Raw genomic sequence first — 13,437 nt, forward strand, 5'->3', positions numbered from 1 at the left:
GAAGCCTCTATCATAATTAGTGTTTTGTATGGTCTAAGCCTTTGGGAAGCTTAAAGTCTTGCAATCCCATAGGGTCTTTGATATATTGAATACATAATTATGAAGCAGGTAGTTATTGATTATTTTAACACTAATTGAAGAACTGTAAAGGAGAGATTGGTTTTGATAAAGAAAAAGGAAGATACCCGTGTAGTAATTGGAATGTCTGGAGGGGTAGATTCTTCAGTAGCAGCCCTTCTGCTTAAGGAAGAGGGTTATGATGTTATAGGAATTTTTATGAAGAACTGGGATGAGGCCGATGAATTTGGCTACTGTACTGCCTCAGAGGATTACCAAGATGTTATAAGGGTCTGTAGTCAGATCGGTATTCCCTATTATACTGTAAATTTTGAAAAGGAATATTGGGATAGAGTATTTACATATTTTTTGGAGGAATACAAAAGGGGAAGAACCCCTAATCCAGACGTAATGTGTAATAAGGAAATTAAGTTTAAGGCCTTCTTGGATCATGCCTTAAAGCTGGGGGCAGATTATCTAGCAACGGGACACTATGCTCAGGTTGATTTCTATAATGATGAATACAGACTTTTAAGGGGAGTGGATTCTAATAAGGATCAAACCTATTTCTTGAATGCTCTAAATCAATATCAGCTCTCTAAAGCGATGTTTCCAATAGGAGATATCCCTAAAGAAAGGGTTAGGGAAATTGCAAAGGAGAATAGTTTAGCCACTGCTTCCAAAAAGGATAGTACAGGAATATGCTTTATTGGAGAAAGGAATTTTAAGGAATTCCTAAGTAATTATCTGCCTGCCATGCCTGGTGAAATAAGAACCATTGACGGAGAATTAAAGGGTAGGCACGATGGTTTGATGTACTATACCTTAGGCCAAAGGAAGGGCTTGGGAATAGGTGGAGCAGGAACTGGAGAGCCCTGGTTTGTTGCTGGAAAAGACCTAGATAAAAACATTTTATATGTGGTGCAGGGGGAAAATCATCCAGCTTTATATTCAAAGGCTTTATTGGCTACAGAGGTGAATTGGATAAGTGGTAAGCTTCCACAAGGTCCATTGGAGTGTACAGCTAAATTTAGATATCGCCAAAGGGATAGAAGGGTGACGGTAAATGAAATTACTAAGGATGGCTGTAGAGTAGATTTTCATGAGTCTCAAAGCGCTATTACTCCCGGTCAATCGGTTGTCTTTTATGACGGAGAGGTTTGTCTCGGTGGAGGAACCATTAATGAGGTTATCAAGTAATATGAAAAGCCAAATTGAGAAAGCTTTATAAGATTCCCTACTAGGTTTTTTTGTCCTCTTAATGGGGTTAAATGCAAATGGCAAGAGGAGTATCTGCGGGAACTCCAATGGATTTTACATATTGGTAATTTCATGGTATAATATTACATGGAAAAAAATATATAGTAATTGTGAAGTATTTATGGTTAAAAAGGTGAGGCAACGAGTTTATATATGTTTATCATTTAACAGATATAAATAAGGGTCTCGGAAACCAAAACCCATAAAGAAAAACAGTTATGGAGATGGGATTCTCGCGGGTTCAAAATGGGCCAGTGATAGACTATCATTTTTGATGGTTTAAGATGAGTCGAAAGGCGAAATCTGGGTACTCTTCCTCTATGTGAGGAAGAGTACCCTTTTTTAATATCCTTTTTCCAGAAAAAGTTAATAATTTTAGGAGGGATATAATTGACATTACTAAAAAATAAAATGATTGAAACCAACAATGAGCATATTATCGTTGACGAACCTAATAAAAGAGTAATATTTTATCAATATGAAGCTGATTTACTACAAAAGAGGCTAGAAGAAGTAGAGGCTATGAAGGATAAAAATATTGTAGACAAGGTTAGCCTGTATGCAACAGAGGAGAACTTGCAGGAGATAGAAGAGGTGGCTGAAGCTACTGAGATGAATCTAAAATTTGAAGGAAAAATTGATGGATATTTTGATGGCGAGGATGCATTTATCTATTCACAATTCTTAGATCCTACAAGAGAAGTATGTAAACACAAACAACAACAGGAGAAAATAATTTCTTCGGCCATAAAGAAGGGCAGTATAGATGAAATCCCACAGCTTCAGGAGGAGTTTGATCTAAGGGCTGCTAGACATAGGGATGTAATAGAAATGGCAGATGTTTTTCGGCAGGTATTTAAAACCTATCCTACACCAATGCACGAACCAAAATATATAAAAAAGGTGATGGATGACAACACGATTTTTACCCTAGTGACCTATGAAGACAAAATCGTTAGCATTGCATCAGCTGATATCAATAGTAAATATAATAATGCAGAAATAACCGATTGTGCAACCCTGCCTGAGTTCAGGGGGAATGGTCTTTTAACCCACATAATAGCAAATCTAGAGGAAAGATTAATTGAAAGGGAAGTGCCCAATCTATTTTCCTTAACTAGGGCTCAATCTATTGGAATGAATCATGTTATTGCAAAGCATGGTTATGATTATCGTGGAACATTGGTTCAAAACTGTGATATTTCTGGTAGCTTTGAGGATATGAACATATGGGTTAAGCAATTAGAGCTTTAAGTTTAGTTTAATAGAGAGCAGGTATTCAATTTAGAATACCTGTTTTTATTATGATCATTCATATCTAAAATCGTTATTTACATCATTATCATCAATTAAAAAATTTTTCCAAAAACTATTGATTATTATCATAAAGTAATTTATACTATAATTAAGTTTATGATATAAACTAAAATTAATATTTAAATATACACAAACAAGCTATTATTTATAAGAAGATTATTAAGGATCAGTTCAATCTAAATTTTAAATCCATATTATTTAGAGCATGATATAAGCTAAGGAGGTTGAAAAATGTCAAAAAAAGGTGAAGTAGAAAAATTAGTAGATGATTTGGTGTTTATAAAAGAAGCCATAAAGAAGAACAACAGTATTTTCAAGTATTTTTCCATCAGTAGAGCCTTAAGAGGGGTTTTACTCTATTCTGGATTAGTGGTGATATCCTTTTCTTTATGGCTTAACCATTTGATCTCAAAATATGATTCCTTTCAAGCTGCACCAATTATACTAAAAAGATTTACCTATTTCCTGATTGTCATTGCATTAGTAATAGTTGTCATATTTAAGATTAAAACTATGATAAGGGCTGCACAAAAGGTGCAATCGGACATCACTGTAACTAAGCTTATTAAGGAAGTCTATACGGGGCAGACTTTAATGGTTATGATTCCCTTCATTATTACGATTGCTTTATTTATTGTGTTTTTACAACAGCAGGCCTTAGGGGATTATATATTGCCCATTGTAGCGATCTTGGTTGGCCTATTAACAAACTCTGTTGTGAGTGTTTTTCATATAAAGGAACTAATCATTATGGGGGATTGGCTAATCATAACAGGCTTTATTACTTTATTTTTCCTATCTTCCTTCAGCACAGCCTTAATCCTTGCCTTCACCTTCGGCCTTGGGTGCATCGTCATGTATTTTGCTACATTCTTATCCTCAAGCCAGGAGGGGGAGTAAGATTTGGATAATAAATTTCATGTGGATATAGATAAGGTCATTCATGAGAGGGCTAGACTGTTAATTTTATCTTATCTAGCCAGCAGTAATGAAAAAAGGATTCAGTTTAATGAGCTGAAGGAAAATTTAAGCTTTACATCCGGTAACCTATCTGTCCAGCTAAAAAACCTAGAGGAGGCAGGATATATAAAAATTCATAAAAAAATTATGGATAACAAGCCCCTTACCAGCGTCTCTTTAACGGTAGCAGGCTTAGAAAGCTTAATGGAGTATTTACAACAAATGGAGGGGTTAATTAACAAGGTTAAAACCTCCCGGGAGGATTAAAAATAATAATTTTAATGAAGGAGTGAGTGAAGTTGTTTAAAGTTCATAATGTAAATTATATGTATCCTAGGGCTACAAAAAACACCATTAATGGCATTGATTTTGAGATAAAGGAAGGGGAAATCTTTGGTTTTCTTGGTCCCAGTGGAGCTGGAAAGAGTACCACTCAAAAGATCTTAATTAAGCTATTGCCAAAATATAATGGAGATATTCAGTACAAGGGGAAGTCTTTATCCAACTATAATGATGAGTTTTATCAAGACATTGGAGTGTCCTTCGAGATGCCAATATCCTTCTCAAAGCTTACAGCAATGGAAAACCTTGAGTTCTTTAAAAAGCTCTATAAAAATACAATAGATGTTGAGCCTCTGCTTAAAAGAGTAGGCTTGTGGGATGCCCGGAATAAGAAGGCAGGAGAATACTCAAAGGGTATGAAAATCCGTTTAAACTTTATCAGGGCCCTTATTAATAATCCTAAAATGTTATTCTTAGATGAACCAACAAATGGACTTGATCCAGTTAATGCAAGGATTATGAAGGATATGGTGTTGGAGTTTAAACAGCAGGGAGGCACCGTGTTCTTAACAAGTCATATTATGAGTGATGTCGACCAGCTATGTGATCGGGTTGCCTTTATTGTAGATGGAAAGCTGAAGGAAATTGATTCTCCAAGAAACTTGAAGCTGAAGTATGGTAAGCGGACGATTAATGTGGAATATAAGGAAGAAGGAAATATACTAACAAGGGAATTCCCTATGGAGGATATAAAGAAACCAGATTTCTGTCAGTTCCTACAAGCTAAGGAGGTTGAAACCATCCATAGTGGGGAAACAACCCTTGAAGAGATTTTTATCAAGGTTACGGGGGTGGACCTTCGTGGGTAGACTAATATTTCTTGTTAAGAGCGAGTTTCAGCGCTTAACTAAATACAACTTATTTACAGCAAATTTTGTTGCCCTTCTCCTATGGTTAGGGGTGTCATGGTTTATTGAAGGGGAACACCTAAGGCAGTTTATTCCATTTGTTTTTCTTATGGATAGCACAATGATGACCATATTGCTGGTGGGGGCAACTCTTTTCTATGAAAAGAAGGAGCATACAGTGAATACCATCATGATTTCACCAGTTACGGAAAGTGAATACTTGTATTCTAAGGCTCTGGTAAATGTTTTAAACTCTTTATTTTCTGTTGTATTTATTTCAGCTGGCCTCTACATTATGAAGGGTTTAACCTATAACTATTTACTGTTAACCATCAGTGTCATTTTCATAACAGTAACCCATACCTTCATCGGTATAAAAATAGCCTATTATGCTAAGGATTTCACATCCATACTGGTTTATTTTATGATATATACCTTTGTATTCCTATTTCCATCTATTTTAATTTTAATGGGGGTTATAGATGCTGAATTAGCAAAATATTTAATTATACTTCCACCAGAAACCTCCAATGTGCTAATTAGTGCCAGCATAAAGGAAGTAGAGGTCTGGAAGCTGATATTCGGGTATTCCTATCTAACCTTCTTAACCCTTGTATTGTACAGATATGATATAAAGCCTAAGTTTAAAGAATATGTAATGCGGGAAACGGGGGTGTAGAGATGATATTGACTATGGCTAAATTTGAAATTAAGAATCTATTAAGGGAAAAAATGACAGCTGTAATGATGGTATATCCTTTAATCTTTGGATTCCTAGGCCGGTACTTGATTACCAATGAGATTATCGAGGGTCAGGCTATGGGTGTAGTAGCCACAATAACAGCCCTTATGGCTGGATTCGCTTATGGAGCTATGGCAGGATTTTCTCTTTTAGATGATAGGGATGACCAGGTATTCGATTCAATTCAAATATCCCCCATACCCCTTAAGGTGTATATTTGGTTTAAGCTTTTCTTTGCTTATATTATGGCTGTATTAGGAAGCTTCTTTATCATATGGTATACAGGTGCCTTCGATCTTTCGGTGGAAAGATTATTGGTGATATCAATATTGGCGTCCCTACAAACTCCTATAACAGCCCTATTGGTAAACTCCTTTGCCACCAATAAGGTGGAGGGCTTTGTTACAATGAAGGCTTCAGGATTTTTACTACTGTTTCCGATAGGGGGCTTCTTCTTCCTTGATGCAAAGGAATGGCTTTTCTCCATAGCACCGGGTCATTGGGCTGCAAAGGCAGTGCAGTACTCCTTACTTTCGCCCCAAATTGATGCAGTTTTTGTAGAGATGAATCTAAGCTTCTATCAATATATTGGTTTTGGTTTGCTATACAATTTCTTATTAATAATAGGGACCTACGCTATATTCAAAAAGAAAAACAATTTATAAAAATGAAAAATCAAATAAAGCAAAGTGAGGTGAAGGGTAATGGAATGGTATTGGTGGGTGTTAATTGCAGCGGTTGTAGTTGTGGGAGGTTATTTTAAGCTTAAGATCTTTAAGAAACTAATGAGTAAGGACAAAAGCAATAAATATGAAGACTAAAAATGTTTTTATGTGAAAGGGCTACCCTCTTAGGGTGGTCCTTTTATTGTAGGATCAATAAATAATAAAAAAGAAGGATTAAAGACTCTTGTGGCTACCATTGGAGAGACGGATGAGGGGATGAAAGAAATCTATGAATTTTTCATTTTCAATTTTAAGGATTATTGTATATAATCTAATTAGTTGGGAAATTTAACTAACAGCTTAGTAATGAGAAAAGTAAGAAAGGATGTTGTTAATGAGTGAAAAAAATCCAATAGTTACAATAACCATGGAAAATGGAAATACCATGAAGGCGGAGCTTTATCCAGAAATTGCACCAAACACTGTTCATAATTTTATTTCATTAGCGAAGAAGGGTTTTTATAATGGAGTGATTTTCCACAGAGTAATCCCTGGTTTCATGATCCAAGGGGGTGACCCTCAGGGTACTGGGGTGGGAGGTCCTGGCTATGGCATAAAGGGAGAGTTTACCTCCAATGGCTTTAAAAATGATTTAAAGCATACCAAGGGGGTTCTTTCAATGGCACGAGCTCAAAATCCTAATTCAGCCGGCTCACAATTCTTTGTTATGGTGGCTACTTCACCCCATCTTGATGGTCAATATGCTGCCTTTGGTAAGGTGACTGAAGGTATCGAAGAGGCCGATAGAATCGTGGCAGTGGATAGAGATTTTAGAGATAAACCCTTTGAGGATCAACGCATTAAGGAAATGACTGTTGAAACCTTTGGCATGGAGTATCCAGAGCCTGAGAAAATGTAGTATATAGGCTAAAAAAACCTTTGCTTTATAGCTAGCACCTTAAATTGAATGTTTATCTATAGGTGCTAGTTTATGTTTTTTTGGAAATCAAGATTAATGGGATATTCCTACCTTTTTAATTCTAACATCAGATTTTGCCTCAACAACTGCATCGAGAAAGAGACAGCACCATTCGTCCTTTTCAAAAAAATCTGGATGGTTTGCCCTTACATGAAGGCCATATCCAATATTATCGCATCGATTTTTTTTCATCCTTTCAATTGTGGTGCTTAATAAATCATCTAAATAATCTTCCATTATTTTTTCGAAGCTCTCTAGCATAGCTGCATCGAAGATGGAATCGACCCTAGTAAACTCAGATAAATCAGCATTTATGATAACCTCCTGATTTATATATAGTACATCATCCTTTACGGATGTTTTTATTTTTGTATGGCCTCCAGTTAGGCTTATGGTTAAATGATGCTTATCATCCTCTGGCAAAGGGGCGGTTATAAAGCCATGGTTAACCTCTCCCCTTAGCAGCATAAAGGCCATAGCCATATCATCCCGTATGATGTCCACCATCCGATCTTCAAAAAATAAAGCTATACAGTTGATGGTGATGGATTCCCCTTCACTATCATAGACAATATAGGGTAAGGCTGGTTCAATTCCATCGGTGAAGAGCTGATGGTTAAAATTTCTTAGGGTTGTAAAAGGTACCGCTGTATATCGATTGCTCTGGCGTACTGCATCGAATAAAAATTCACTGACAAACAAGGACATGGGAGGATCATAGTTTATTAAATCTATGGCTCTGGTATTTACGATTACAAATCTTGAAGTAGCTGGAAAAAGAGGTTCCCTTAGCATACTATCAATATGATGATAAATCCCTTTTCTAGCCAATTCTTCACTAAATATAACAACTCGGGTATTTCCATAGGATATCTCTCTATATACCTTATTCTGAAGATTTTGTTCTCCTCCCCCTAAGGAGGGGGATTGGGTGGTAACCTCTGCTTTATCTTTTGGAGCACCCTCTATAATTGTTGGAAAGGCTACAGTAATAGAGAGTTTTTCAGGGTCCTCCTTGCTGACATCAAAACCAACGGTATATATAATTAACAGCTCTTCAAGATTCTTTGCATCCCAACAGGAGGTTAATAAGCCTAGCGCCACAAATAGAGTTAAAAATTTCAGCAGTTTTTTCATTTTTTGATAGCCCTCCTTTTCCTGATTAAATATGTAAAAAACAACAATAAGGGAAGAATCATTGAAAAGAAAATTGTGAGCCTGCCTACTTGATCTCCCATTTCTGCAACATCAACGGTGTTTTTAGGAATTAAAGAAATGGCAAAAACTATAGGAGATAGAATATAAGCGTAAAGGCTGGTTTTATCATTTTTAAATACTGACTGTAAAAGGATATTAGCCGTCATATATTGTAGTGCTACTGTGGACAGAACCGTAAAGCTCCAAAAAACCGTAAAGAATATCTCCATTCGCTCAACTAATGGAAAATCAACGGCTCCTATATAGTTAATTGCAGGAAATAAAACCCTTTGGATTTCATCTGGCCCAAATAGAGCTATGTGAAAAAAGACTGTTCCTCCATAGAAGAGTGTAACCAATAACATGGATAACACAGAATATTTCAGTATCGGTTTCTTTTTGTTGGAAATATACGGATAGACAATCATCATGATCTCATAGCCTCCGAAGGCATAAAAGGAGGGTACTACTCCAGCCATAATATTTTTTATTCCACTGCCACCAATGGGTTTGATGTAGACAAAATTCAGTTCCGTATAGCTTACGAAAACCAGTAGGGCAAAGGGAATTAGCATAAAGGCAATAACCTCATTAAAGCGAGCCAGAACCGTTAAGCCTTTACGGGTCATATAAATAGTGGTGATCACTGTAATAGCACTGATTACATAAATGGGAGTTATTGGTAAAAACCAAGTGCCAATCATCTCAGATACAAATCGAATAATGGTTCCAGTGGCTAAGATGGAGTAGGCTATGAATCCAATTGTGATTGTATAGCCTACTGGCTTGCTTAATAGATGACATACATACTCTAAAAAGTTTAATTCTTTAAACTTGCTAATGGTGAACACCATTATTGCCATGATTATTGATATAAAGATACCGTTTACTAATACGGATATCCAAGCATCTTGTCTTGACACCGCAGCAACAATCCTAGATAAGCCTAAAATCCCTGTACCGATCATAATGCTAATTAAAATAATATAGGATTGAATTGGGGTTATTTCACCATCCTTATATTTACCATACAAGACCATCACTTCTCCTTTTTCCAACGTACATTGTTTTTTCTTGCAGTTTTGGGACGCTTCCACAACTTCCACAGGGGTCTGCGTATAGCTGCATCGTTGAGGAGGTCGCTATCCAAAGGAGCCAAGGGAGATAAATAGGGATAACCAAAGGAATCTAAGCCACACATATGGATGATAATCCAGGTCCATGTAATAGTAATCCCAAAGGCTCCAAATAGGGAGGCCATAATAATCATCGGAAAGCGAAGAAGTCTAATGGGGAAGGTGGTGCTGTAATGGGGCAAAACATAGCTGGCTATAGCAGTTATTGCTACTACAATAACCATAGTTGGACTGGCCATGTTAGCCCTTATGGCAGCCTCGCCAGTAACAATAGCCCCTACAATCCCTATGGTTTGTCCGATTGTGCTTGGTAATCTTCCACTGGCTTCCCTCAAAAGCTCTATAGTTAATTCCATCAGCAAAGCTTCAATAACAGGAGGAAAGGGAACCTTCACCCTATTTTGAGCTAGATCTACGATCATTCTAACGGGTACCATTTCATGATGGAAGGATATTAAAGCTACATAAATGGCAGGTAAAGAAATGGCAATGATAAAGCCTATATGTCTAATTAATCTGGTTAGGTTCCCAAAGATTACCCTTTCATCATAGTCCTCAGGGGACTGGAACAACTGAAAAAAATTAATGGGTAGAATTAAAGCCTGGGGAACTCCGTCCAGAAGTATTATGATCTTTCCTTCCATTAAGTTGGCGCAAGCCTTATCGGGACGTTCAGTAAGCTGCATTTGGGGAAAGGGAGAATAGGTATATTTTTCAAGGAACTCCTCTATGTAGCCGCTGGAAAAAACTGAATCAATCTGGATTTCCTGTAATTTTTTTATAACCCTCGTCAATAAAACTTGGTTTACAATATCATCCATATATATTACAAAAAGAAAGGTATTTGATCTTGTACCAACATTCATCTCCTTGATCTTTAAGGCGGGATCCTTAATTTTTCTTCTTATCATGGCTGTGTTTTCTCTGATGCTTTCAGTAAAGCCCTCTCTAGGCCCCCTAGTTACATTCTCAACACTGGGTTCTTGAATACTTCTAGATGCCCAGCCCTTAGTGTCTAGATTTAAGGCTTCCTTGCTTCCGTGCAAAAATAGTACCGTATTTCCTGAAAAAATCTGCTGAAGGATATCACCAAAATTATCAATTTCCTCGATTTCATTAACATTTATAATTCTTTTAATATCCTCAATCGGATAGTCCTTTAAGATGCGAGGTTTTTTATTGGGAGGACTATAATTATTTAGGGGCTTTATAATGGCTTCGTTTATGTTTTTTGAGTCTACTAAACCATCGGTATATAAAATCATCATCCTTTGGGGTTTTATAGGACCATCCATAATGATTTCTCTAAAGATCACATCGGTGCAATCCTTTAAAATATTTTTAAGCTCCGTTATATTATGGTTTATATCCTTTGATAAGGGTTTTCTTTTTAAGTCATCAATAAGCATACTCTCACTCCGGTTAAGTTAATAGTATTAGTGTATATAATTTGGCTAGAAATATGTAACATTACTATAAACACAAAAAAAGCCCAACTTGGACTTTTTCCTGTATGTCAAGTTCCTAGCTAAGGGGCTGACATAAATTACAGATTCCCTTAATCAGCTTATTTTGATTTTTCATTTTAATTTTTAATTTTTAACTATTACTTATTACATATTACTTATTCCTTTGCTATTAGTTATTCCCTCTTTATCTTATCATCCTCAGCAGCATGGGCCATTCTGGAGCAAGCGGCAGCAACGATACCTGCAATCAAATCATCCAAAAAGGTATTTACCTGACCACCTTTTTGATCATTGACAACACCAATGATTCCTGGCTTTACCTTATCTAAATAACCAAAATTTGTGAAGCCTATAGAGCCGTAGATATTGGTTATACTTAAGGCTAAAATCTCATCTATTCCGTAGAGGGAATCATCATTTTTTAACACACTTAAAAGGGGCTCGTCAATTACATCTTTTTCTGCCAGCATATCCAAATGGATTCCTGTTAGAATAGCATTTTGAACCTCTCTTTTTTCAATAACCTTTTCTACATTTTCTAATGCACTTTCAAGGGTTACAGGTATATACTTTTTTTGAAGCTCATAAACCAGTTCTGCCATATCTAATAGCTTAACCCCTCTTTTCTGCAGCATTGCAATCGTAATATCCTTCATTCAAGAACCTCCCCATAAAAGTATCTAATAAAATAATATACCACATTTGTAATTGCCTATTCAAAAACATGGAATTTTTTAATAAAGGATTTTATCAGATATCAATTGTATGTTAGTATTATTATAGTATACTGAGGAGGTGTAGATTTGATTACAAATAAAAAGGCCTTTATTAATGGTAAAATTTTAACCATGGACGAAAAACATCCAGAGGTAGAAGCAATGTTAGTGGAAGATGATAAAGTTAAGAAAATAGGTGGTAGTAAAGAAATTCTTTCTATTGCTGAAGATGCTGAAATCATAGATTTGATGGGTAAGAGAATACTTCCCGGAATGAATGATAGTCATATGCATTTATTGAGCTATGGATTATCAATAAAAAAAGTGGATTTAAGACAATGCAAAAGTCTACAGGATATAAGAGAAGAAATATTAGGGTATCTTGAAACTGAAGAAGAAAAATACTTTGGCGATTGGATTGTTGGTCATGGCTGGAATGAAGAGAACTTTTCCTTACCAGAATATCCTATTGCAGAGTTTTTAGATGATATATGTAAGGATCGACCTATTTACATATCTAGGGCTTGTTACCATATGGCAGCAGTTAATCATAAAGCCCTACAGCTGGCAGGTATAGATAATACCACCCAGAGTCCTGAGGGTGGAAAAATAGATAAGTATGAGGATGGAAAACCAACGGGTGTACTGAGGGAAAATGCTTTGCTCATGGCCTATAACCTAATTTCCATATCCGATGAGGTGGAAGTACTAAAAAAACTGATCTCAGATAGTGTGGAAGACGGGTTGAGGGTAGGTTTAACTTCTATTCAAAGCGACGATTTTGGCCATGTAAAGGATTATAACTGTGTGGTTGAAGCCTATAAATCTCTAGAAGAGGAAAATGCTTTAAATGTTAGAATAAACCTTCAAATGCTGGTGAACAAAAGTACTTTAGAGAAAATTATTGCTTCAAATATTAAAACAGGCACTGGTAGTGATTTACTAAAATATGGGCCCTTAAAGGTTTTAGCCGATGGATCTCTAGGAGGTAGGACAGCAGCCCTACAGGAGGCCTATGAGGACGATAAGGAAAACAATGGAATATTAATTCATAGTAGAAGTTATCTAAGGGACCTCTTACAAACTGCAGCAGCTGCAGATATTCAGCTAGCTGTCCATGCCATAGGGGATAGAACCATGGTTGAGCTATTGGATTTATATGAGGAAATATATCTTCATGATGACACAAAAAGGCCAAGGCTCATACATTGCCAAATTACCAATAAAGAAATCCTTGAAAAAATGGCAAAGTTAAAGGTGATTGCTGATATCCAGCCCAGCTTTGTAATGACAGATATGAAGATGGTGGAAAATAGAGTAGGTAAGGAAAGGGCTAAGGATAGCTATATTTGGAAGAGTATGCTCAATCAGGGAGTAATGGTGGCTGGTAGCTCCGATGCACCAATAGAATCCTTTAATCCATTTTGGGGTATTTATGCTGCTGTAACCCGAAGAAACCTTGATGAAAAGCCTGAAGGAGGCTGGTATCCAGAGGAATGTCTTGCGATAATGGAAGCAATTAGGCTATATACTGTAGGCTCCAGCTATGCCACCTTTGAGGAGGAGATTAAGGGAAAGCTAAAGGAAGGCTATTTAGCAGATTTTATTGTCCTTGATAAAGATATTATGGAGATCAATCCTTTGGAAATTAAGGACTTAGAGGTGGAGGCTACCTATGTAGGAGGAGAATGTGTATATAAAATAGACCGTTGAAAAACCCTCATCTTCTTCGTTACTTCAAAAACCTAG

The 13,437-nt window shown here is 36.4% G+C and carries 13 protein-coding genes; 9 read left to right on the top strand and 4 right to left on the bottom strand.

The window, feature by feature from the left end; all coding sequences use genetic code 11:
* Positions 1 to 162: 162 nt before the first annotated feature.
* The 8 genes from mnmA to F8153_RS06285 all read left to right on the top strand — a co-directional run bounded on the left by mnmA (position 163) and on the right by F8153_RS06285 (position 7,110).
* On the top strand, positions 163 to 1,257 hold the full coding sequence (gene mnmA, locus F8153_RS06250; protein ID WP_151865519.1) for a tRNA 2-thiouridine(34) synthase MnmA: 1,095 nt from the start codon (positions 163 to 165) through the stop codon (positions 1,255 to 1,257).
* A 450-nt stretch (positions 1,258 to 1,707) separates the two neighbouring features.
* Complete coding sequence (gene ablB, locus F8153_RS06255; RefSeq protein ID WP_151865520.1) at positions 1,708 to 2,571, top strand: putative beta-lysine N-acetyltransferase; 864 nt, start codon at positions 1,708 to 1,710, stop codon at positions 2,569 to 2,571.
* A gap of 294 nt (positions 2,572 to 2,865) precedes the next feature.
* Positions 2,866 to 3,534, top strand: a complete 669-nt coding sequence (locus F8153_RS06260; protein ID WP_151865521.1) for a hypothetical protein — start codon at positions 2,866 to 2,868, stop codon at positions 3,532 to 3,534.
* Positions 3,535 to 3,537: 3 nt separating this feature from the next.
* Positions 3,538 to 3,861, top strand: coding sequence for a transcriptional regulator (locus F8153_RS06265; RefSeq protein ID WP_151865522.1), 324 nt, complete (start codon positions 3,538 to 3,540; stop codon positions 3,859 to 3,861).
* 32 nt (positions 3,862 to 3,893) lie between these two features.
* Positions 3,894 to 4,745, top strand: a complete 852-nt coding sequence (locus tag F8153_RS06270; protein WP_151865523.1) for an ABC transporter ATP-binding protein — start codon at positions 3,894 to 3,896, stop codon at positions 4,743 to 4,745.
* Positions 4,738 to 5,463 carry a fluoroquinolone export ABC transporter permease subunit gene (locus tag F8153_RS06275; protein WP_151865524.1) on the top strand — a complete coding sequence of 242 codons (726 nt, stop codon included), beginning with the start codon at positions 4,738 to 4,740 and terminating at the stop codon, positions 5,461 to 5,463. The genes F8153_RS06270 and F8153_RS06275 overlap by 8 nt, the downstream gene beginning before the upstream one ends.
* A gap of 2 nt (positions 5,464 to 5,465) precedes the next feature.
* Positions 5,466 to 6,191 carry a hypothetical protein gene (locus F8153_RS06280; protein ID WP_151865525.1) on the top strand — a complete coding sequence of 242 codons (726 nt, stop codon included), beginning with the start codon at positions 5,466 to 5,468 and terminating at the stop codon, positions 6,189 to 6,191.
* A 394-nt stretch (positions 6,192 to 6,585) separates the two neighbouring features.
* Positions 6,586 to 7,110 (top strand): peptidylprolyl isomerase, encoded by a 525-nt coding sequence (locus F8153_RS06285; RefSeq protein ID WP_151865526.1) that lies wholly within the window; start codon positions 6,586 to 6,588, stop codon positions 7,108 to 7,110.
* 93 nt (positions 7,111 to 7,203) lie between these two features.
* Here F8153_RS06285 and F8153_RS06290 read toward each other — a convergent pair whose 3' ends face one another.
* The 4 genes from F8153_RS06290 to F8153_RS06305 form a co-directional block, all read right to left on the bottom strand.
* Positions 7,204 to 8,307, bottom strand: a complete 1,104-nt coding sequence (locus F8153_RS06290) for a Ger(x)C family spore germination protein (protein WP_151865527.1) — start codon at positions 8,305 to 8,307, stop codon at positions 7,204 to 7,206.
* Positions 8,304 to 9,425, bottom strand: a complete 1,122-nt coding sequence (locus F8153_RS06295; RefSeq protein WP_243136920.1) for a GerAB/ArcD/ProY family transporter — start codon at positions 9,423 to 9,425, stop codon at positions 8,304 to 8,306. The genes F8153_RS06290 and F8153_RS06295 overlap by 4 nt, the downstream gene beginning before the upstream one ends.
* Positions 9,407 to 10,912, bottom strand: coding sequence for a spore germination protein (locus F8153_RS06300; protein ID WP_151865529.1), 1,506 nt, complete (start codon positions 10,910 to 10,912; stop codon positions 9,407 to 9,409). The genes F8153_RS06295 and F8153_RS06300 overlap by 19 nt, the downstream gene beginning before the upstream one ends.
* Before the next feature lie 233 nt (positions 10,913 to 11,145).
* Complete coding sequence (locus F8153_RS06305) at positions 11,146 to 11,628, bottom strand: phosphatidylglycerophosphatase A family protein (protein ID WP_151865530.1); 483 nt, start codon at positions 11,626 to 11,628, stop codon at positions 11,146 to 11,148.
* Positions 11,629 to 11,775: 147 nt separating this feature from the next.
* On the opposite strand from F8153_RS06305, the gene F8153_RS06310 reads away from it, so the two are divergent.
* Positions 11,776 to 13,401 carry an amidohydrolase gene (locus tag F8153_RS06310; protein WP_151865531.1) on the top strand — a complete coding sequence of 542 codons (1,626 nt, stop codon included), beginning with the start codon at positions 11,776 to 11,778 and terminating at the stop codon, positions 13,399 to 13,401.
* The last annotated feature ends 36 nt before the right edge of the window (positions 13,402 to 13,437 follow it).

The sequence above is a fragment of the Alkaliphilus serpentinus genome, assembly GCF_009017255.1.
Taxonomy (GTDB): Bacteria; Bacillota; Clostridia; order Peptostreptococcales; family Natronincolaceae; genus Alkaliphilus_D; species Alkaliphilus_D serpentinus.